Source organism: Streptomyces sp. NPDC008125, assembly GCF_042957125.1.
Lineage (GTDB): Bacteria > Actinomycetota > Actinomycetes > Streptomycetales > Streptomycetaceae > Streptomyces.
Window position 1 is genome coordinate 23024 of sequence record NZ_JBIBHR010000013.1, and the last position, 23057, is coordinate 46080.

Below are 23057 nucleotides of genomic sequence, written 5' to 3' on the forward strand. Positions count from 1 at the left end.
GGGCGGCTCCCCGGGCGAACCGGTCGTCAGGCGGGCGGACCGGCCTCGACGTCAGACGGGCAGACCGGCCACGACGATCTTCGTCGAACCTCCGCCCGTAACGTCCATCGCGTAGAACGCCACCTGACCGCGGTTGTTGATGGCGATCCCCTCCAAGGGGGCCCAGTGGGAGCGGTCGACCATCGCGCCCAGGTCGTACATGCGGCCCTCGGGGTCCCACACCACGGCAGTGGTGGAGTCCGGCTCGACCTCCGCGGTGCCGGTGATCCAGCCCGCGTCGTTCACGCCGAGCGCGTGGGCGTCGTACCCGAAGTCGGGCAGGCGGGTCATCGTGCCGCCCGGCTTCAGGACGAACGCGTCGTCGCCGCTGGTGCCGACGATCGTCCCGGTGGCGTTGACGGACCGGGCGTAGCTGTCGGTCATGCCCGGCAGGACGCCCAGGTCGGTGATGGTTCCGTCGGCGTCCCACCGGACGGCGCGCCGCGCGCCGTCCTTGGCGGAGTGCCCGACCACCACACCGGCGCCGTTGAGCGCGAGCGGCTCGGTCTGCGTGCGGCTGGCGGTCAGGTGCGGCAGCCTGCGGAAGCCGTCCTGCGCCGTCCACACGAACGGGTCGTTCACCTGGAGGCTGCGGCCGGTCGCCGGGTCCTTCAGGTAGCCGGTGGCGTTGCCGACCACGGACCCCGCGTCGTTGACGGCGTAGGCCCGGTCGAAGCTGTACGCCTCCCAGTCCGGCAGGGGCAGGGTGGTGAGTTTCCCGTCCGGCGACCAGACGGCACCCCGGGTGCCGTCCGGGAGGGTCAGCTGACCGGCGGCGTAATCACCCGACGGGCTCTGGGCCAGGACGTGGCCGTCATGGGCGTCCGCCTGTTCGAGGAGCGTGATTCCGCTCTCCGGGTCCCAGCGGATCGGCCGGCTTCTGCCGGACACCTGCTGAGAACCCGCCACCCGGCCCGCGTCGTCCAGGCTCAAGCCGATCGCCGGACCGAACGAACCGGTGACCTCGGCCTGTGGCTGGGTCACCTTGCCCAGCAGTACATCGGCGCTGCCCAGCGTGGTGCCCTCGTCCGTGGCCAGTGAGAACCGGCCGACCAGGCGCTTGCCGGCCGGCGGAACCACGTCCGGGACCAGCCGGCCGGCGACCTTCGCCGACTGGCCGGAGCGCAGGTGCACCGGTCCGCCGTCCACCGTCACCGAGCCGAGCGACGCGGAGAACACGGTGTCCTGGATGTCGAAGGTGGTGCTGCCGGAGGGTACGTCGGTCCCCGCGATGTAGAGCAGGTAGAACCCAGGCTTCGGGTCGTCGATCGTCAGGGACTCGCGCGCACCGCCGTTGGCCGACGAGGCCACGACCGCGCCGGACTGGGTGAGCAGGTACAGGTCCAGGTCGGCGTCCGGGTCGGAGGCGTTGCCCATCGACACCTCCAGGCGGGTCGCGTCGCGCGGCACCGTCAGGGTCTTGCCGGTCATCTGCTGGTCACCGAGGGTCGGGGTCGCCTCGGACAGCGCCCCGAGGGAACCGCCGACGGGGTGCGCGGTCACCGGGGCGAACCGGTTGACGACGGTGAAGGACTTCTCCGCCGGGGCGTGCAGCGCGGCCTCGGCGATCACGGACGACGGAGCGTCGAACCCGGCGCCGAGCACGGTGGCGGCCAGCCGGAACGGGTTCTCCAGGACCGGAGAGGTACGCCGTGCGTCCACCTCGAACTCCCACACCCCCGCCATCGGGTGCTCGTAGACGCGTGAGGCCGGGTCGCAGTCTTCGGTGTCCGAGTAGTCCGTGTAGCAGCGGGCCGCCACCGTGTCCTCCGCCGGCATGCCCTGCGGGTCGATCGCGAGGAACCGGGTCTGGCTCCCGTCGGCGATCCCGCTCAGGCCGGCCTTGAGCGAGGCCGCCCCCTCGGGCACGGACACGAACACCGACCGGGTCGCGTTGCGGTCGACGGACCCCCGGTCCGACACCGCGTACGACGGCTTCGCGGGCTCGGCCGCGACGACGACGGTGACCGGTACGAGCCGGTCGACACCGGGCGTGGCCGGGTCGTCCACGCGCAGCAGCGCCGAGTGCGCTCCGACCGACCGGGCGTGCGCGCGGACGGTGACGACGGACGCGCGGCCCTCGGTCAGGCGGACCGAGCGCGGGGCGTCGAACGTACCGTCGTCGCCCACCCACGACAGCGTCGCCGTACCGCTCCCGGAGCCGGTACGGGTCAGCCGGATCTCGTAGTCGCGGGGACGGCCGAGGGTCTGGCCGCCGTCGCCCGGGGCACAGCGGTTGTACACACCGGAGCCGGACTTCGGGGTGGCCAGCCGCGAGGCGAGCACCCCGCACACCGGAGCCTCGACGGCGTAGGAGGTCGGCCGGACCTTTTTCGCCAGCAGCTTCCAGGCGTCCGGCACCGAGATCAGGCCGGCACCCTGCGCGTACGCGGGCGTGTCGTCCAGGAAGCGGGCCGAGCCGGTCAGCGCGGTACGCAGCGCCTCGGGCGTCACCTTCACACCGGAGCCGTACGCGGCCGAGAGCAGCAGAGCGGCGGCGCCCGCGGCCTGCGGCGAGGACATGGACGTGCCGTTGTACATGGCGTACCCGGCGGGGAGCGCGTAACCGGTCTGCGGGACGCTCTCCCCGGGCATCCAGGTCGGTACGGACGACACGGCCGCGCCCGGTGCGACGATCTCGGGCTTCATCCCGCCGTCCTCGCGCGGACCGCGCGCCGAGAACGGGAACAGGCCCTGGCCCGCGGACACACGCGAGCCGTAATCGGCCCACCAGGTGTCCTTGCTGACCGAAGCGCCCACCGAGATCACCCGGTCGGCGACGGACGGGTCGGAGACCGTGTTCATGCCCGGTCCGTCGTTCCCCGCCGACGAGACGATCTCCACCCCGTACTCGTCGATCAGCCGGTTGTACAGCACGGCACGGACGTTGGTCCCGTCGTTGAGCGCGGGCAGACCGCCGATCGACAGGTTGACCACGTCGGCCCCCTTGTCGACGACGACGTCGATCATCCCTTCGGCGAGCGCGTACGACGTACAGCCGGAGGCGAACAGGCAGACGCGTTCCGACACGACCTGCGCCCCCGGTGCCGCGCCGTCCATCCGCCCGCCGAACAGGCCGTTGCCGGTCGCGATCCCGGCGACATGGGTGCCGTGCGCACCGGAGACGATGCCGATGTTCACGAAGTCGGCGGTCTTGCCGGTGCTCGTGCCGCCGCGCGCCGACAGGTCGACGTCGTCGCGGTGTTCGACCGTGAAGGGCATCGACTCGCTCACCGCGGTGGCGGGGTCGTCGGTCCCGAAAACGGCCCACTTCCCGCTCTCCGCGTACGGCTCGACGACGTCGTCGTCGCCGAAGACGTGGTCGAGGCCGGAGTCCACCCGCACGGTGTGGTCCGACTCGCGGTACAGGACGCCGAAGGAGTCCTTGGTGTCGCCGTCACGGTTGACGTCACCGGCGAGCTCGCTGCCCCAGGTCTTCGACTCGTCGAACACCGCGAACTCGTAGGCTCCGTCCGGGGCCTTCCAGTCCACCCCGCCGTACCGGAAGCCCCCGTCCACCGCGGTGACCTTCAGCCGCATCTCCAGCCACGTCGGGTCGCCGTCGCCGACCGGGTCGGTCGCCGTCACCCAGTCCTTGATCTTCGGCACGCCCGTGGTGGTGGTCCGCAGCGCCGGATGGGAGACGTCCACACCGGTGTCGAGGATGCCGACGGTCACGCCCCGGCCGTCCCACGCGGGGTGGGACGCCGTGAAGTCCGTGGCTCCGGTCTCCCCGGTCGGCAGGTAGGGGTTGTCGGCGGGGGTGAGCCGGCCCGGAGCGGCGGGACCGCTGCCGGAACCCGCGCCCCGGGCGGCCTCGGCGTCCCCGGCGTCGACCGGTGAGGGGTCGGGAAGCTCGAAGGTCTCGCTGAGGTCGACGGCGCGGACGGAGGAGAGTGCGGTCAGCCGGGCCACTTCGTCGGTGGGTACGGTGGCGCGCACGTAACCGAGACCGTCGTCGAACGTGCCCGTGTGGCCGCCGAGTTCGGTGACCTTCGCGCGGAGTTTCGCGGTGTCGCCCTCGTCCGTGGCGAGTAGGACGGTGACGGTCTTCCGCTTTTTGCTCTCGGCCGTCTGGAGCAACGCCCGGTCGTGCGCGCCCAGTTTGTCGTCCCCGGACCGGGGTGCCTCCTTGGCGGTGTGGGGCACGGCGGCACCCAGCGGATGCGGCACTTCGGCCGCCCGGGCCGGCAGGGTCGAGAGCCCGAGCAGTGAACCGGTCAGGCCTGCGGCGAGGGCGGCGGCGGTGAGCCGGCGTCGGCGCCGGGGGACGGTCGGTGGCATGTTTTCCCCTTCGGTGGACGGGAGTTCACGCCACGTATACCGACCCCGCGTTGCCGGGAGCGGCGCGAGCCGCTGGCGGGACTGCGACACGGCGTGAAGACGACACGCGCCACCCGCGATGGGCCGGAGCGGTCGTCGCACGCTTGGGGGTGAGGGCGTCGAACACCACGAGTGAACTGGCGTTTTGACGACACGTCGTAATCCCGCCACCTTCCGCGCTTCCGTGCCGGTCAGCCGTACGCCCATGCTCGGACGACTGCCGGCGTCCCACGGCAGGGCACCCGACGGCACGATCCGTCCGGAGAGGAGCAGGAACATGACACACGTACCCAGACGCGCGCGCCTCGCCGCGGTCGCCGCTGCCACGGTGCTCGCCACCCTGACCGCCATGGTCACGGCGCAGGCCGCGACACCCGCCCCGAAGGCCCCGGTGAGCGCGGGCGACGTCCTCACGGGCCTGGACGAGCAGGAGATCCAGGCACTGCACCGGATGGCCTCGCTGGACATCGGCGGCCTGCACGTCACCGACGAGGCGGCCCTCGGCTCCGGCAAACCCGTCGACGTGATCGTGCAGTTGCGTACGCCGCCCGCCCGGACCGCCCGCCTGCTCGCCGCCGCCGACGGCCGCACGCTCAGCGACGCGGACGCCCGCGGCGCCGTCGGCAAGGCGCACGACACCTTCCGCGCCACCCTCGACACCATGTTCTCCGACGCGGTGGCCGACGCATCGGACCCGGCGGGCCGGAGCGCCGGCAAGGGCGCCGTCGCCGCGCGGGTGCAGCGCAGTTACACCCGGAGCTTCGACGGCGTCAGTCTGACCCTGCCGGGCGACCGCGTCGGCGAACTGCTCGACCACGACGAGGTCGCGGCGGTCTGGCCCGACACCGAGGTCAAGGCACTCACCGGGGGCGCGGCCACCGGCGCCCCCGCCACCGCCCCGGCACCGGACGCGCCGGAACCGGCGGACGGCGTGGACCGCCTCCACTTGGAAGGCGTCACCGGCAAGGGCGTGAAGATCGGCGTCATCGACACCGGGATCGACTACCACCACCCCGATCTGAAGGCGGTCTACGCCGGCGGCTACGACTTCGTCGACGGCGACGACGACCCGATGGAGACCACGTACGCCGACTGGAAGGCCTCCGGCCAGGCGGAGACGAACGCCGGATCGACGTACTACACCGAGCACGGCACCCACGTCGCCGGCATCATCGCCGGGCAGGGCGACCCCGCCGAGGCGCGCGCCGCGCACGGTGTGGCGCCCGGCGCCGAGATCCACGCGTACCGCGTGCTCGGCCCCTACGGCACCGGCAACACCAGCGACATCCTCGCCGCGATGGACAGGGCCGCGTCCGACGGCATGGACGTCGTCAACATGTCGCTCGGCGCCGCGCTCAACGACCCGCTGAGCCCGCAGGCCGTCGCCGCCGACAACCTCGTCCTCGCCGGGGTGACCACCGTCATCGCCGCCGGCAACAGCGGCCCGGCCGCCGGCACGCTCGGCACGCCGGGCGCGGCGGCCCTGCCACTGACCGTCGGCGCCCACGACGAGCCGCTGACCCTGCCCGCCTACACGGTGAGCACGGGCGGGACCACGGCCGGGGTCCGGCTGCTGGCCCAGCCCTACGGCGACGCCCTCGACCGGCTGGCCGACCGGCCGCGTCCCGTGGCGGACGTCGGCACCGGCACGGCGGCCGGCTACACCGGCAAGGACGTCACCGGCAGGGCCGTCCTGGTGAAACGCGGTGCGATCAGCCTCGACGAGAAGGTGCGGCGCGCGCGGAGCATGGGCGCCGCGGCCGTCCTCCTCGTCAACGACAACGCCGACGAGGGACACATCCCGTTCTACATAGGTGAGGCGGCTTCCTACGTCCCGGCGTTCTCGGTGACCGCCGCCGACGGAGCGGCCCTGGCCGCCGCGGGCCTCAACACCGAGGTGTCGTTCGCAGCCGCGGGCACCTTCCGCCTCGGCGGCGGAGGCCTGGCCGACTTCAGCTCGCGCGGCCCCGTCTACGGCACCGGGGACATCAAGCCCGAGGTCACCGCGCCGGGCGTGAGTGTCCTGTCCTCCGTGCCCGCCGACATCGTCGACCCGGCCGGCGGCGACTACACGTACGCCTACGCCCGCCTCAGCGGCACCTCGATGGCGAGCCCCTACGTCGCCGGAACCGCCGCCCTCCTCCTCCAGCACGATCCGGGCCTCACCCCCGACGACGTCAAGACGGCCCTGATGAACACCGCGGCCCCGATGCCCGGTGACGTCAGCGTCTTCGAGGCCGGCGCCGGAGCCGTCGACCCGTACGCCGCGGTGCACACCACCGCGGCGCTCCAGGTCGAGGGCGACACCCCCTACCTGACGCTCGAAGGCGCGGAGACCCAGCTCGGCCACCGCACCGGCGCCCTGGACCTCGGCGTCCTGCCGCTCGGCCGCAGGACCGACGCCGGGCACACCCTGCGCCTGGTCAACGACGCTGCCCGCCCGGGCACTTACCGGGTGAGCACCGTATTCACCCGAGGCTCCGGAACGTCCCAGGACGCAGCCGCCGCCCACGTCACGCTCAGCACCGACGACACGGTGAGCGTCGGCGCCCGCGGCAAGGCCACCGTACGCACCACGCTGCACGTCCCCGCCGACGCGCCCGCCGGGTACTACGAGGGCTACCTCACCCTGACGCCCGCGCGCGGGACGCAGACGCACAGTCTGCGCGTCCCGTTCGGCATGCGGCTCGCGAAGTCCGGGTTCGAGGAGATAGACATGACCAAGTCGGTCCTCTCGACCGGGCAGAACTCACCGGACGGCGCCGTCGGCGGCGGCGCGGCCACCTTCAACCTGAAGATGGCCGGACAGCTCCGCAGCATCGACATCTTCCTCACCGACAAGCAGGGCAAGGACATCGGCTACGTCGGCGGCATCAACACCGTCGGACTGACCGAGGGCGTCCTCTACGGCCCCGCCACCGTCGGTGCCTGGTACTTCCCGCTGACCGGCGACAAGGCGACCCCGATCGACCCGCGGGGCCGCTGGATGAAGGACGGCGCCTACAAGCTGCGGATCGTCGGCACCGACGCCGACGGCGGCACCGACACCGAACTGCGCGACGTCTACGTCGACTCCACCGTCCCCACCTACGAGGACGCGTACGGCACGTGGAACCCCGCCCACCCCACCGTCGTCGAACACCCGGCGGCCGACACGTCGTTCCCCGTCACCGGTAAGCTCGTCGACGACCAGACGGCAGCGATCCGCGCCTCCGGACTCGACATCGGACAGGACGACAACGTCCTCTACTACTCCTACGCCAACTACAACGCGCCCACCGGACACACCGGAGTCGGCGCGGACGGCACCGTCGACGCCCGGCTGCCGTACAGCGCCGGTCCGCCCACCGCGATGTTCAAGCTGTGGCCCACCGACGCGGCGGGCAACATCGGCGACGTCCGCGTCCTGAACACCATCAAGGAGGGCGTGCCCTACGTCGTCGGCGACGCGAGCGCGGCATCCGCCCGCGCGGGCGACAAGGTCACGTACACGTTCACCGCGCACGACCTGAAGCACTGGAAGAGCTTCTCCACGCAGATCCGCTACCACGCGGGCAACCTGAAACTGCTCGCCGTCGAGCCGACCAGTGAACTCGCCGCCCACCAACCGTCGGACATCCGCACCACGGCCGACGTCTCCGCCGGAGCGTCCTCCTACCGCACCGTGGCCTTCGACGTCGCCGACCCCGAGGGCCTGGACGCGGACTCCATGCCGCTGCTCAAGGTCACCTACGAGGTCACCGGCAACACCTGGACGGCCTCGGCGGGCCTGAGCACCGGCACCACCTCCGCGACCGACACCTCGGGCACCAAGGTGCCGCTGAACATCCAGTTCTACGGCTCCGTACGCATGCTGAACCCCACGTCCACCTTCAACGCACGCCCCGCCGCGGAGGCCCTGCTCACCAAGAACTACGCGTACGACACCGGCCGCGACTACAGCGCCGACGGCTTCCGGGCGACGCTCACCGCGCCGGACGGCACCCGGCACACCCTGAACGCCGACGCCGCCGCCCGGATGGCTGCCTCCGGGCTCGAACCGGCGGGCGCGCCCTACCGGTTCGAGGTCTCCGTGCCCGGCCACTTCACCTGGTACCAGGACGTCGACCTGGCCGCGCACGGCGACTTCGGCACGGCCGGCACCAGCGCCGCGTCCGACGCCACCCTCGTCGCGGGCGACGTCAACGGCGACGACGTCATCGACGTCCGGGACGCCGCCGCCGTCTACGCGGCCCGCGGCACCGCCGAACGGTCCGCCGACATCGACCACGACGGCACGGTCGACGCGCGGGACCTGGGCTGGGTCGTCCAGAACTACCTGGCGCAGAACAGCACCGCCGACCACTGGGCCGACCCGGTGAAACGGCTGCACGGCCGGACCCTGGAGTTCTACGTGGGCCGGATGTGACCGTCGGCGGGAGCGCCGGGGGCGCTCCCGCCGTCACACCCAGTTGTTGCGCATCGCGTACCAGCCCAGCTGCACACGCGAGGAGACGGCGGCCACGTCCATCAGGGCGCGCACCCGCCGCTGGATCGTCCGCGGCGACGCGCCCAGTTGATGGGCCGTCGCCGTGTCCGTCAGCCCGGAGAGCATCAGCTGGAGAATTCTGCGGTCCGTGGGGCTGAGGTCGCCGTCCTCACGGAGATAGGGACGCGAGCGCCGCCAGACCGACTCGAAGAGTTCGGTGGCCAGCAGCACCAGAGGCGGCCGCAGTTCCAGCGAACGCCCCTGGTCGAGCTGGACCATCGCCGTCTCCCCGTCCGCGACGACCAGCTTGAGCAGGGGCTGGTCGACCACCCGCACCTCGTTCCCCGCCGATACGCGTTCGTCGAGCGCGCGGACGGCCGCCGGCTCGGACAGGAACGCCCGGTCGACGACCACACGGTAGGAGACATCGGGGTTTCCGTCCTTGCGCGCCGGCTCCCCGGCGGGCTCGTGGGCCGGCTGGGGCGGGTCGTCCGAATCCTCCGCCGTCGCGTCCGGCAGCCCGTCGTCGTCGAGCAGTGTCGTCGGGACGGGAGCGACCGTGTTGGCGCCCGACTGGAAGACCAGCAGCGACGTACGCGCCCCGTACTCCAGCTCCAGCAACCGGCGGGCCTGGGCCTCGCGGCCCTCCCACACCACGACGAACTCCTCCGTCGCGCCTCCGCCCGGCCGCCAGGCCGCGAGGAGCTGGGTCAGCGCGGCGTCCGCGTCACGCAGCTCCGTCCGGAGGCCGGCGAACCGTGAGCGCAGGGAATCAGCCTCCCGCGCCGTGTCGAGGGCGCGCTCCGAGGCGGCCGAGGCCGGGGCGAGCGGCTGCCGGGGTGATGTTCCAAGATCGGACGACATGGCACCAGTGTCGTCACACCACGACCCGCTGTCACTTCACCCTCGCTCGCCACCAGGCCGACGCGGCGGCCCCCGCTGTCCTCCACCGACTGTCGGAAACACGTCATGGCGACGGCCCGCCACCTCCATCTTCCCTACGGGGCAACCGTGTTGGCCAGTCTGTTCTTCCCATCGACGCATCACCTCACGTCCCTCTGGAGAACACCTGTGAGACGCAGAAATACCCCTGTGCGGCAAACAGCCCTCGGGCTCCTGTCCGTTGCCCTGCTGGCCGTGGGCACCCACGCCGCATCCGCCGTCGAACCTGCTTACACCGGTACTCCCTTGGCCGCCGATGCGGCAGCGGCCACCCGGACCGTCACGCTCGTCACCGGCGACGTGGTCGACGCCCGTGTCGACGCACGCGGCCGTGTCCTCTCGGCGGCGCCGCGCACCGCCGACGCCACCGACCATCCCGCCGCCACCTGGCAGGACGGCGAGAGCACCTACGTGTTCCCGCAGGGCGTCGAAGAGCTGGTGGACGCCGGACTGGTCGACCCCGCGCTCTTCGACATCGGCAAACTCATCACCGACGGATACGACGACGCCCACTCCGAGACCGTCCCCGTCGTCGTCGAGTACGAAGGCGGGCGCGCGCCCCGCAGTTCCGTCCCGGGCGTCCGGACCACCGCCGGCCTGGACTCGATCGGCGGCGCCGGACTCGCCGTCGACAAGAAGTCCGCCCGGGCCGCCTGGCCGGGCCTCGTACCGAAGTCCGCCGGCGGACGGCCCCGGGCCGCCACCGGCGGTGTGCGCAAGATCTGGCTCGACGCCAAGGTGCACGGCAGCGCGGTCACCGGCCTCGGCAGCCCGACCGTGCCGCTCACCGGGGCGACAGCCGCCCGTCGCGCCGGACTCGACGGCACCGGCGTCAAGGTCGCCGTCCTCGACACCGGCGTCGACGCCGCCCACCCCGACCTCGCCGGACGCATCTCGGAGACCAAGGTCTTCGTCACCGGCGCGGACGCGCAGGACCGTACCGGACACGGCACCCACACCGCCTCGACCATCGCGGGCACCGGGGCCGCCTCGCACGGAAAGTACGCCGGCATGGCGCCCGGAGCGGAGCTGCTCGTCGGCAAGGTCCTCGGCGACGACGGCTCCGGCACCCTCAGCGGCATCGTCGCCGGCATGGAGTGGGCCGTCGCGGAGGGCGCCCAGGTCGTCTCCATGTCGCTGGGCGCCGACGGCTCGGCTGACTGCAGCGGCCCCGACGTCGACGCGGTGGAACGCCTCAGCGGGCAGGCGCTGTTCGTCATCGCCGCCGGCAACGCCTCGCTGCACGGCACCGTGTCGACCCCCGGCTGCGCCCCGAGCGCGCTGACCGTGGGCGCACTGGACCGGAAGGACCGGACGGCCTCCTTCTCCAGCCGCGGCCCGTCCGTGGACGGCAGGACCGCCAAGCCCGACCTCGCCTCCCAGGGCGTCGAGGTCGTCGCCGCACGGGCGGGCGGGCGCGGAGACCTGGCGTACCAGGAGATGTCCGGCACCTCGATGGCGACCCCGCACGTGGCGGGAGGCGCCGCCCTGCTGTTCCAGCGGTATCCCCGCGCCACCCCGGCCCGGGTGAAGGCGCTGCTGACCTCGTCCGCCGCCACCACCGGCGTGCCCGTCCTGGAGCAGGGTGCGGGACCGATGGACGTGGCCCGGGCGGTGACGCAGCCCGTGGTCGCCGAACCCGCGCCGCTTCTGGGGGACTTCGCGTACCCGCAGTCCGGCCTTGCCCCCGTGGACGAGCCGGTCACCCTGACGAACGTCACCGGCAGGGACGTCGTCCTCGCCCTCACCGTCCGGGACGTTCGCGGCGACGACGGTTCCCGGCTGTCGGGGTTCGCCTCGCCCGTCCGGCGCACGGTCACCGTGCCCGCGAACGGTTCCGCCGACGTCGCGCTCCGCATCGACCCCGGCGCGCGCCTCGACGCGGGCGACTACGGCACGGTCACCGGCCGTCTCGTCGCCGTGGGAGCGCACGGCGTCCGGGTCACCGTCCCGTTCGGCGCGCACATGGAGGAGCCGTCGGCCGACCTCACGGTCGAGGGCCTCGACCGGCACGGCGACCCGACGGTCACACCGTCCGCGTTCCAGTTGTTCGACACCCACCGGGACACGGCGAGGCGGTACACCCTCGGCTATCCGCAGCCGGGCAGCACCACCATCCGGGTGCCCCTGGGCGCGTACTCCCTGAGCGGCATGATCATGACGCGGGACGAGCCCGGCGACATCGGCAGCGTCGCCTCCGTCTCCCAGCTCTACGACCCGGCCGTGACGGTCTCCGGCGACACCACGGTCACGCTGGACGCGCGCGACGCGCAGGAGATCTCCTGGAGCACCGACCGGCCCAGCCGGGCGAACGGCTTCGCGATGGGACTTGCCGTCGGCCTCGACGACAGCGGGCGGATCGAGGCGGGCTACCTGACCTCGGTCCCCAGTTACGTGAAGGGCGTCTACGCACAGCGGGTCGGCCACGCGCCCGGCCTCACCTTCCTGGCCGCGGCGCGACAGACCGCCCCGCAGGCCGGCTTCACCACCGGCGGCGGACGCACCCTGGACCCGCTGCCGGTCCAGAAGGCCACCGAGTTCGACGGTGCGGGAACGGCCGAGGTCGTCCCCGTCGGCAAGGGCACGGAAGCCAACTTCGCCGCCCACGACCTGACCGGGAAGATCGCCCTGGTGGACGCCGGTACGGGCGGGGGCAACGGCTACACCTGGGCGGCGGCCGCGGCCCGCGCCGGAGCGGCCGGAGTGCTCGCTGCCGTCCCCGACAGCCAGGGCCGCTTCCAGGTCACCGGATCGGAGGGTGTCCCGCAGGCCACCATCACCTGGGCCGACGCCCTCGCCGTCAAGGCGGAGGCCGAGCACGGCACGGCCACGGTCTCCTGGTCCGGTACCGCGACGGCGCGGAGCCCGTACGTCTACAACCTCGCCTCCCTCTCGCGGGGTTCGATACGACCGGGCAGGATCCGCGTCCACGATTCCGCCCTCGCCCGGACCGACGCCCGTTACCACGTGCAGAGCGCCGCGGACACGACGTACTGGTCGGACACGCAGGTGGGTCTGCCCGGCATCGGCTCGGTCTGGGCGGGCGGCACGACGCTGCCGCTGCGCGCGCCGCAGCAGCGCACCGAGTTCTTCACCCCGTCCGGCGACGAGGGCCTCACCTGGACGACCCTGATGCGCCGCGACCTCGGCCCGTACACCAGCACCGGCTACGACGGCCCGCACACCGTCGGCCGGGGGCGGACCACGGCCCAGTGGTACAAGACGCCCTACGGCCCGGTCCGCAACACCTACGACCGGGCGCTCACGACCCGCAACAGTGACCGCCTCACCTTCGTCCTCGCACCCTTCGGCGACGCGGGCGGGCACGACAACACCGGCGGGTACAGCGACTACGGAACCCGCCAACTCCTCGTGGACGGGGAGCCCCAGGCATCGACCGCGGGCATCTTCACGCTCCCGCAGGGCGATGCGGAGGTGACGTTCCGGCAGACCTGGCGTCGGCCCGCCTCCGTGGCCGACCGCCTGGGGCTCGCGTACGCCACGGAGTGGACGTTCCCGTCGAGCGCCGCCTCGCAGGGCGCACAGCGACTGCTGGTCCCGGTCGTGGACGTCCCGTCGGACCTGCGCAACACACGGCCCGCGGGCGAGGCGACGACCGTCGGCCTGAGCGCCGTCCTCGACGGCGTGAGCGGCACGGTCGCGCTGGACGACGTACGCCTGGAGTACGCGTACGGCACCGAGGCCACCGTGGACGCCGTCACGGACTGGCACCCGGCGGACGTCGAGCGCGCCCACGGGGCGTGGCAGGGCGAGATCCCGGCGGGCATACCGGCAGGAGCGTTCGTCCACCTGCGCGTGACCCTCGCGGACACGGAGGGAGCGACGGTGAGTCAGAGCACCGTCCGGGCGTACGAGGTTCGCTGACAACGGGCGTTGGCCCGGTCCGGCTCCGCACCCGCGGACGGCCGGACCGGGCCGGCGGTCCGGCCGCCTCCCGCGCCTCGCCCGGACCGCCCGTCGGCGGGGAGCGGCGATGTCCGACTTCCGCCATGTCGGTAAGACGACATGAACATTCGACGTCGGGGCGCTGTTCCGCCGGTTGAATCCGTCCATGAGATCGATAACCACCCGCCGGTTCCTGCCGGCTGCCACCGCGCTGACCATGGCGCTCACCGGATGGACGGGGGTGTCGGCCGCGACGGCGGCCCCCGTCCAGGCCACCCCGGCGAGCAGCCTCCCGGGCAAGGCGTACGACATCACCCTGGTCACGGGTGACGTCGTCCACTACACCGACCTGCCCGGCGCCCGGGACGTCGTGACGGTCGACCCCGCCGACGCGGACAGCGGCGTGCGGGTGGAGACCCGGGGCGACCACACGTACGTGGTGCCGACCCGGGCGATGCCGCTGCTGGCCGCGGACAAGCTGGACCCGCGCCTCTTCGACGTCACCGAGCTGGTCGCGATGGGGTACGACGACGCCCGCCAGGACTCCGTACCGCTGATCGCGACGGCCTCGGAGCAGAGCCGTTCCGCACGGCCCCCGGCGGCGCCCGAAGGCGCCACGAAGGTCCGCACACTCGCCTCGATCGACGCGTCCGCCCTGCGCACCGACAAGGACGAAGCCCGCACCTTCTGGCAGGACATCGCCCCCGGCGAGGCTCCGCGCGCACTGGACGACGGCATCGGCAAGCTGTGGCTCGACGCGCGGGTGGAAGCCTCGCTCGCCGACGACACCGCACAGATCAAGGCGAACGAAGCCTGGCAGCAGGGCTACGACGGGCAGGGCGTGAAGGTCGCGGTGCTCGACACCGGCGCCGACCTCGACCACCCCGACCTCGTGGGCCGGATCGAGGAGTCCAAGAGCTTCGTCGCCGGTCAGGCCGTGGACGACGGCCACGGCCACGGAACCCACGTCGCGTCCACCATCGCGGGTACCGGCGCCGCCTCCGACGGCAAGGAGAGGGGCGCTGCGCCGGGCGCACGCCTGCTCGTCGGCAAGGTGCTCGGCAACTCGGGCTCGGGCAACGACTCCGACGCGATCGCGGGTATGGAGTGGGCCAAGGAGCGGGGCGCCGACATCGTGTCGATGAGCCTGGGCTCCAGCGACCCGTCCGACGGAGACGACCCCATGTCGCAGGCGGTCGACGCGCTGTCGGCCGACGGCGGTCCGCTGTACGTGATCGCCGCGGGCAACGCCTACGACCCGGGCACCATCGGCGCACCGGGGGCCGCGGCCGCCGCGCTCACCGTTGCCGCCGTCGACGGGAACGACCAGCGGGCCGACTTCTCCAGCCAGGGCCCGCTCTCCGTCAGCCACGCGCTGAAGCCGGACGTCTCCGCGCCCGGCGTGGACGTCACCGCCGCCGCCTCCCAGTCGGTGCCCGGCTGGACCGGCGGCCTGTACCGGACCATGAGCGGTACGTCGATGGCCACCCCGCTGGTCTCCGGCGTCGCCGCGATCCTGAAGCAGCGTCACCCGGACTGGAGCGGTGAGCGCATCAAGAACGCGCTGATGACCACCTCCGCCCGCACCCGGCCGACACCGTACGAGGCGGGCACCGGCCGGGTCGACGCCGCAGCCGCCGTGGACGCCACGGTCGAGGCGACCGGTTCGGTGGCGGCCGCCGCCTACGACTGGCCGAACGCCGACGCGAAGCAGGCCGTCCGTACGATCGCCTACCGCAACGACGGCGACACCGACGTGACGCTCGACCTCACCACGGGCACCGACGACGACGCCTACACCCTGTCGGCCCCGAGGGTGAAGGTCGCGGCGAACGGCACCGCCGAGGTCACCCTCACGCTCGACCCGTCGAAGGCCGCCGCGGGCACCACCTTCTCCGGCCAGGTCGCCGCCACCGACGTCGCCACCGGCGCCGTGGTCGCGCACACCGGCTTCGCTCTGTTCAAGGAGCGGGAGATGTACGACTACACGATCAAGGTGAGCGACCGCGAAGGGAACCCGGTCAGGGACACCGTCGCCCTCCACGACCCCGCCGCGACGGAGCCCGCGTACCTCGACGTCGCCGGTGAGCGGACGCTGCGTCTCCCGCCGGGCCGCTACTCCGTCTCGTCGTACGCGGACATCCCCGGCGACGACCCCGACTCCCTCGGCAAGGCGTTGCTGCTGGCACCCGAGGTCCGGCTCGACGCGGCCCACCCGCGGGCGACGTCCACGCTCGACGCGAGCACGGCGCGCAAGGCGTACGCGGCCCCGCAGCGGGAGAGCGAGACCACCACGGCGGTCTTCGGCCTCTCGCGGGACTACGCCGATCCGGCGGACCACGACTGGACCACGTCGATGATGCTGCCGGCCGCGTACGACTCCGTCTACCTGACGCCGACGGAGAAGGTCACCGACGGTTCGCAGGACGCCTTCCTGCACTGGCGGATGCGGCAGAAGACGCTCGACGCGCGCACCGGGAGCGGACAGGACGTCACCCTGACCGCCCAGCCCAACACCACCTTCCACGACGGCACCACAACCCTGCGGACGGTGTACGCGGGCCGGGGCGCGGCAGCCGACTACGCCGGGCTCGACGCCCGGGGCAAGGCCGTCGTGATCGACCGCGGCGACGCGGTCACGGCGAGCGCACGAGCACAGGCCGCGGCCGACGCCGGGGCGGCGATGCTGCTCGTCGTCAACGACACGGCGGGGAAGCTGTACCAGAGCTACAGCGGCGGCGGTGACGTCACCGTCGCCTCGGTGGGTCACGCGGCCGGCGCCCGGCTGATCGCCGAGGCACGGTCGGGACGCGGCACACTGAAGGTGACGCAGCGGCAGTACCCCGACTACACCTACGACATGGTGCAGAAGTTCGACGGCCGCATCTCGGCGCAGGCCCTCCGCTACGCGCCCCGCGACAAGGACCTCGCCCGGGTGGAGAACAGCTTCTACGCGGCGCCGGGCACCCTCGGCTTCGGCGGACGCTACTTCGTTCCCGCGTGGGGCCCTGCCCTGGGCGGGGACTCGTACGAGCGCTACGGCCGCACCGTCACCGAGTACGTCACCCCGCAGACGGAGAAGCTCGGTACCTGGTGGGAACAGCACGAGGGCCTGGGCGACGCGGCCGGCTACCGCGAAAGCGGCCACTCGGCCCCCTACGCGCCCGGGCGTTCCTACGACGGGGCATGGTTCAAGCCGGTCCAGGCTCCGCGGCCCGGTCAGGACTACGCCACCTACTTCACCAGCTCCAACACGCTCCAGTGGAACATCCCGATGCTCTCGGGCGGCGACGACGGACACACCGGGTTCGGCGGAACCGCCAGGACCGCGCTGCTGCGCGGCGACACCCAGGTAGCGGCGTCCAACTCCCGCTCGGGCAGGGCGTACAACCTGACCCGGGGCGCGTACCGGCTGGTGGCGACCGGGGCACGCACCGGCTCGGCCTGGACCACGTCGACAGCCACGAACACCACGTGGGGGTTCGACTACCAGCCGTTGCCGGCCGTTCCGGCGGCACGCGCCAACCTGCCCCTGCTCGACCTCGGCTACGACGTCGACACCGACCTGCAGGGCTCGGCACGGGCCGGCAAGAAACTCGGCATCGGCCTGCACGCGGCCACGTTCCCCGGTGACGTGACGGCGGACGCGGCAACCCTCCAGGTGTCCTACGACGACGGAGCGACCTGGCAGGACGCGAAGCTGAAGCGGGCCGGCGACGGCCGGTGGACGACGACGCTGCGCACGCCGCGCCACGCCGGGTCGGTGTCTCTGCGCGCCGGTGCCACCGCGCCCGGCGGGCTTTCGGTCCAGCAGGACGTCATCAGGGCGCTCACTCTGCGCTGACCGGGAGGGCGCCGACCGGGGGAGAGGAACGACGGGGGTCAGGTATGACAGAGGCGCGGGTGGCTCGGCACGCCGGACCGCCCCGCCTCCGTCACACCCAGCCCCTGTCCCTGGCGTGCCAGCCCAGCTGGAGCCGCGTGGTCGCGTCGGCCCTCGTCATGAGCGCCTGGAGCCTGCGCTGCACCGTCCGCACCGACATCCCCAGCTGACCGGCGACGGCCGTGTCCGTGAGGCCCGCGAAGAGCAGCCGCAGGATGTGCGCGTCGACCGTGTCGATGTCCGCGTGCGGCAGCTCCCCGTAGGGACGGGCACGCTCCCACACCTGGTCGAACAGCTCCCGGGCCACGTGTGCGAGTCCACCGCGCAGCACGACGGCCGGGTCGACACCGGCATCCCTTCCGCGCAGCGGCAGCATCGCCACGGCCCGGTCGCAGAGGATCAGCTTGTAGGGGACCTCGGCGACGGTACGCACGTGGACGCCGTCGGCGAGGGACTGCGCCACGTGGACCGCCGCACCCTCCTCGCCCAGGAACCCCTGGTCGATGACGGCCCGCACCCGCACGTCCCGGGAGAGGGCCGTCACCTCCCGGCTGTCCTCCGGGACGACGGCCTCCGGCGCGCCCGCGGAGAAGATGTCGAGGGAACTGCGGGCGGAGAGCTGGAGCTGGAGGTAGCGCGCGCGGATCGCGGCGGTGCCCTCGACGATCTCCACGAGATCGCGCTGGGTCGGATCGGCCGTCGCCAGACGGTAGGTCTCCGCGAACCGTGCGACGGTGAGTTCGGCACGGTGAAGGCGTTCGCGCTGCGCCGCGAGTTCGGCGCCGAGTGCCACGGCGGGAGGAGCCGCCGTCCAGCGCGGGCCGTCGGCCGCCCGTACGACCAGCCCCCGGTCCACCAGGGTGCGCAGTGCGGCGCCGATCCGCCGCGTCGGCAGCGCGACCGCTTCGGCCAGCTCTGCATATCCCGACGAGGGACGCTCCACCAACACCTCGTAGACGGCGTTCTCGTCCGCTTCGAGTCCGAGATCCTCCAGGCCCACCGCAGCTCCCGATTCCGCTCTTCTTCCACGCGCCGAACCTCAGGGACCAAAGCGCCGCACGTCGCCGCGTCGGCCCGTGACCGGGACCGACGCCCCGGAAAGCGCATCGGCACGGGATCAGGAGCTCAGACGGCCCCTGCGCGCCGCTTGGATGCCCGCCTGAAAACGGGTCTCGGCGCTCAGACTCGCCATCAGGCGGCTGATCCTGCGACGGACCGTGTGCACATGCAGGTCCAGACGTCTGGCGATGGCCTCGTCCTTCAGCCCGGCGGCCAGCATCGTCAGCAGCTCGCCGTCCTCGTCGGTGACGGCGTCCGTGCCACCGGCCCCGATCGGCAGAGCGCGCTCCCAGATCTCCTCGAACAGGGGCACCAGGGCGTTGCTCAGGAGAGAGTCGGTGGCCACCACGGCCGCCTGGGAGGGGTCGGCGACGTCGTTCGGGGGGAGGAGGGTGACCTGGCGGTCCACGGTGATGAGTTTGGTCGGCAGATCCGGCGCCACGCGTATCTCCACCCCCTGCTCCGCCAGTTCGCCGAGCCCGCGGGCACGCCCGGGGAATTCCAGGCCCGCGCGGTCCACCACCACACGCACCCGCACACCACGCCGGACGAGATCGCCGACCGCCAGCGGGGCCGGCACACCGTCCGGTGCGCTCCTGGCGTAGGGCGGCCGGTCGAGCAGGCTGACCTCGGTCTGTGCGCAGGTGAGAAGGGCACTCACCCTGTCGGATATGGCCTGTTGGCCCCTCACCGTCTCGATGCCCGCGCCCCGGGGCGGTGCGGCCCGACCCAGCACCTCGGCGGCCAGGCGGTCGACCGAAGCGGTGAGCACCTCCAGTTCCGAGGAGGCGTCGAGGAGTTGTGCGCGGCGCAGGTGGATCTGGTTGCGGATGGCGGTGGTGGGGTTGACCGCGACGGGCAGCGAGCCGCCGGCCGAGCTGGAGCGGACGAAGCCGCAGACCTTCAACCGGGTCAGAGCCGCGTCGAGTCGACGCCGCGTCATGCCGAGACTCCGGGCGATCTCCACCCGGTCCTCGTGGTGTGGCGTTCCCAGCAGCACCTCGTAGACGGCGAGTTCGTCGTCACCGAGACCCAGGGACCGCCACAGATCCCGTGTCTGCTCCATGCCTTGATCACATCCTGACTTCACCGGCCGCTCGTGATCGGCCGTCGCGCTTGTCGTGCCGTCCGGCGCGGGGGCAGGCGCGAGCCGACGGCTCCGCCACGCGGACCGTCGCCGCAGGGCCCGTCGGCAGAGCCCGGTACGACGGTCCGCGCCGATGTGCGGAGGCGCTCTCCCGGGAACGGCGACGGACCCCGGACGCTAGTCCGTCGCCGTTACTCGGGCATTACACGCCGACCTCTCCCCGGAGGGCGCAGGCCGGGTATGCGCCGGTTCGCCGGACAGCTCCGGCCACACATGTGGGCACGCACACAAGTGTGTACAGGGGACGCGTTGTTCATCCTCCGTGCCGGTACTTGCATGGCCGCATCGGAAAACGGTTCACACACTCGTGCCACTGGAGGGAAACACCGTGCGGAGCTCAGTACGCAGGAGAGCGGTCAAGCCGACGAGAGCACCTGGTGGCATAGGCGTCGGCCGGGGCACGGCGGCGCTCCTCGCCGCTGCCGGGCTGCTGGTGACCGGCATCCCGGCAGCGGCCGCTGCCACCGCCGACGTCCCGGCCGCGGCGAGCGGGGTGACCTCCGACACCGACACCCCCGCCCTGGTCGCCGGCCTGCACGAGGAGGTCCCGGCCACCGGCAGCGCCGCCGACGCCGCCCGTACCCACCTCAAGGGGAAGCAGAGCCGCTACCACATAGCGGACACCTCCTCGAATGACCTGTCGACCGTCAGCACGCAGAGCGAGGGCGGCCGGGAGACCGTACGTCTCCAGCAGAAGTACCAGGGTGTCCCGGTCCTGGGCGGTGAGTACGTCGTCCGCATGGAGAAGAAGGGCGGCAAGCGCGCCGTCACCGGTACCTCGGGCAAGTACTTCACCGACCTCAAGCTCGACACCGTCTCCCCGGAGGTCTCGGAGCGGACCGCGATCGACCGAGCCGTCGGCGCCGTCGTCTCGCAACTGGGCCAGGCGCCGCTGAAGCGCCCCGCGGCGGGGGAGGGGCCCGTCAAGGCCGGACTGAGCGGCACCACCGACGGCCTGACGATCCTCCCGCAGGGCACGGGCGTGCTGACCCGGCACGTCACCGTCACCGGCGTCAGCCCCGTCGACGGGCAGCCCGTGAAGCAGGAGGTGTACGTCGACGCGCGCTCCGGCTTCCCGCTGCTGCAGTACAGCGGCATCAAGACGTTCGGCGCCACGGGAACCGGCACCGCCGCCACGGGGGCCACCGGCGAGGCACCCGAGGCGTCCACGGCCGCCGCCGACCAGCTCGTCGTCAAGGGTTCCGCCGTCCGCTACAACGGCGAGAAGACCGAGGTGAACCTGTACAAGGACACCAAGGGCATCTACCAGATGATCGACTACAGCAAGCGGGCCGCCGACTCCCCGTACGTGGGCCCCATGCTGGCGACCTACGACGCTCGCGGTCGCGAAGTCGCCTCCGCGTCCGGTGCCTGGCCCACCGGGGTCAAGACCTTCCAGTCGACGACCCCCGAGCTCGGCGAGGACTTCACCAACTCCGGTGCGGTGGACGCCCACTGGGCGGCCGGCAAGGTCTACGACTACTACAAGAACCACTTCGGCCGGGACAGCCTCGACGGCAAGGACGGCTACATCTACTCCCTGGTCGGCGTGGTCGCGAACGGCCAGCCGTACAACAACGCCTTCTGGGACGGCCAGAAGATGGTCTACGGCCAGGGCGGCGGCGACTACCGCACCTTCTCCGCGGACACCGACGTCGTCGGCCACGAGATGACCCACGGCGTCGTCGAGAACACCGCGAACCTCGTCTACGCGGGGCAGTCCGGCGCCATGAACGAGGCCCTCGCCGACTACTTCGGCAACGCCATCGACCTGGAGGCGAACAACGTCTCCATGGACGACCCGGACGCCGGTCTGCTCGGCGAGGACCTGTGCACCACCCTCAGCCCGCGCGAGTGCGCCCTGCGCGACCTCAACGACGGCGCCACCACGTCGAAGGACTTCATCGGCGTCACCTACCGCGGTGACAACGGCGGCGTGCACCTCAACTCCACGATCTTCTCCGGCGCCCTGTGGGACATGCGCCAGGACCTCGGCGGCGACCTCGCCGACAAGATCGTCTACCGCGCCCTGTCCGCGTACATGACGCCGCTCGACGGCTTCACCGAGGGCCGCGCCGCGGTCATCGCCGCCGCGCAGGAACTGGGCGTCACCAAGGCCCAGCTGAAGACCGTCAAGCGGTCCTTCGACGCGCACGGCATCGTGCCGGGCTGGGAGAAGGCGCTCGGCGTCGACACCGACACGATTCTGTCCAAGGTCAACGTCTACAACACGGGTGTCGGCGCCGGCGGCGGCAAGTACGCCGTCTCCCGCTCCAACGAGGACGGCAGCGAGCCGTACTCGGTGTGGGTGGGCAACACCTCCGGCCAGGGCACGCCGCAGCTGATGAGCGCCAACAACGGCGACTACAACGTCTACGCGGACACCGACGGCAGGACGGTGGTCTGGGCCGACTACAGCAGCAGCGGCATCAAGATCATGGCGCGGCCGGTCAAGGGCGGTGTCACGAGGATGGTCGACGCCATCGGCAGCGATGTCTCCGGGCTCGTCGTGGACGGCGACTACGTCGCCTACACCGCGTTCAACCCCCAGTTCGGCGTCACCAACGTCCGGTACGTGAACATGAAGACCGGAGCGGCCGCCCTGGTCGACGGCGGCCGTCCGTACAACGTCTCGGGTCTGGCCTCCGTCAGGGACGGCAAAATCGCCTACGCCAGGCTGGCCCCCGACGCCAACGGCAACTTCACGCTCGGTGTCGAGGTCCTCGACGCGGCGACCGGCGTCAAGACGGAGATGCCCGTCGCCGACAGCGTCAACACGGTGAGCATCGGCCAGACGGCGATCACCGACGACGGGGTCTACTGGATCGAGGACAACGACGCCACCGACACCGGACAGGCCGCGGTGCGCCGCGCCGGCACCGACGGCTCGAACCCCGTCACCGTCACGCCCGAGGGCGGCGACGGCTCCCTGTACGCGTACACGCTGACCGCCTCGGACGACGCGGTCACCGTCACCACGCTGCCGCCGGCCACGTCGTGGGCCAACGACACGCTGCCGAAGCTCTACCAGGCGGCTCCCGACGGCGGGGGCGGCGCCCAGCGCGTCTCCTGCAACCGCGGCGACCAGGCCTACGCCATCGCCGACGAGGGACAGCGCGTCCTGTGGCTGGACGGCACCACCGGCTACACGAACCTCGTGAAGCGGGACCGCCCGGCGGGATCCTGCTGACGCGGACCCACTGAGACCGCACGACGGCCGGACCCGAGGGGGGTCCGGCCGTCGTGCGTGCCGGGGGAGACGTGCACCAGAGGTCCTGTGCGGCTGCTGG

Annotated in this window: 8 protein-coding genes; 4 read left to right on the forward strand and 4 right to left on the reverse strand. The window is 72.4% G+C overall.

Translation table 11 applies throughout. The annotated features are described in order from the left end of the window. Positions 1-51 precede the first annotated feature (51 nt). A complete protein-coding gene (locus ACFZAX_RS22350) occupies positions 52-4323 on the reverse strand; it encodes a S8 family serine peptidase (protein WP_390963665.1) in 4272 nt (1423 codons plus the stop codon). 316 nt (positions 4324-4639) lie between these two features. Here ACFZAX_RS22350 and ACFZAX_RS22355 point away from each other — a divergent pair, with 316 nt between their 5' ends. Next, positions 4640-8770 (forward strand): S8 family serine peptidase, encoded by a 4131-nt coding sequence (locus ACFZAX_RS22355; protein ID WP_390963667.1) that lies wholly within the window; start codon positions 4640-4642, stop codon positions 8768-8770. Positions 8771-8803: 33 nt separating this feature from the next. On the opposite strand, the gene ACFZAX_RS22360 is transcribed toward ACFZAX_RS22355, so the two are convergent. After that, complete coding sequence (locus ACFZAX_RS22360) at positions 8804-9694, reverse strand: helix-turn-helix transcriptional regulator (RefSeq protein ID WP_390963669.1); 891 nt, start codon at positions 9692-9694, stop codon at positions 8804-8806. 228 nt (positions 9695-9922) lie between these two features. Between ACFZAX_RS22360 and ACFZAX_RS22365 the strand changes: the two genes are divergently transcribed. Beyond that, positions 9923-13657, forward strand: coding sequence for a S8 family serine peptidase (locus tag ACFZAX_RS22365; RefSeq protein WP_390963670.1), 3735 nt, complete (start codon positions 9923-9925; stop codon positions 13655-13657). Positions 13658-13844: 187 nt separating this feature from the next. Continuing rightward, the gene (locus ACFZAX_RS22370; protein ID WP_390963672.1) at positions 13845-17522 is read left to right on the forward strand and encodes a S8 family serine peptidase; all 3678 of its coding nucleotides are present in this window, start codon (positions 13845-13847) and stop codon (positions 17520-17522) included. A gap of 91 nt (positions 17523-17613) precedes the next feature. Here ACFZAX_RS22370 and ACFZAX_RS22375 read toward each other — a convergent pair whose 3' ends face one another. Next, positions 17614-18561, reverse strand: coding sequence for a helix-turn-helix domain-containing protein (locus ACFZAX_RS22375; RefSeq protein ID WP_390963673.1), 948 nt, complete (start codon positions 18559-18561; stop codon positions 17614-17616). A 117-nt stretch (positions 18562-18678) separates the two neighbouring features. Then, positions 18679-19686, reverse strand: coding sequence for a LuxR family transcriptional regulator (locus ACFZAX_RS22380; RefSeq protein WP_390963674.1), 1008 nt, complete (start codon positions 19684-19686; stop codon positions 18679-18681). Between the two features lie 409 nt (positions 19687-20095). Between ACFZAX_RS22380 and ACFZAX_RS22385 the strand changes: the two genes are divergently transcribed. Further along, on the forward strand, positions 20096-22957 hold the full coding sequence (locus ACFZAX_RS22385) for a M4 family metallopeptidase (protein ID WP_390963675.1): 2862 nt from the start codon (positions 20096-20098) through the stop codon (positions 22955-22957). Positions 22958-23057 lie beyond the last annotated feature (100 nt).

What these genes read in the sequence shown, in the direction of transcription:
- ACFZAX_RS22350 (WP_390963665.1), bottom strand. Translation starts at nt 4,323, where the DNA reads ATGCCACCGACCGTCCCCCGGCGCCGACGCCGGCTCACCGCCGCCGCC.
- ACFZAX_RS22380 (WP_390963674.1), bottom strand. Translation starts at nt 19,686, where the DNA reads ATGGAGCAGACACGGGATCTGTGGCGGTCCCTGGGTCTCGGTGACGAC.
- ACFZAX_RS22355 (WP_390963667.1), top strand. Translation starts at nt 4,640, where the DNA reads ATGACACACGTACCCAGACGCGCGCGCCTCGCCGCGGTCGCCGCTGCC.
- ACFZAX_RS22370 (WP_390963672.1), top strand. Translation starts at nt 13,845, where the DNA reads ATGAGATCGATAACCACCCGCCGGTTCCTGCCGGCTGCCACCGCGCTG.
- ACFZAX_RS22360 (WP_390963669.1), bottom strand. Translation starts at nt 9,694, where the DNA reads ATGTCGTCCGATCTTGGAACATCACCCCGGCAGCCGCTCGCCCCGGCC.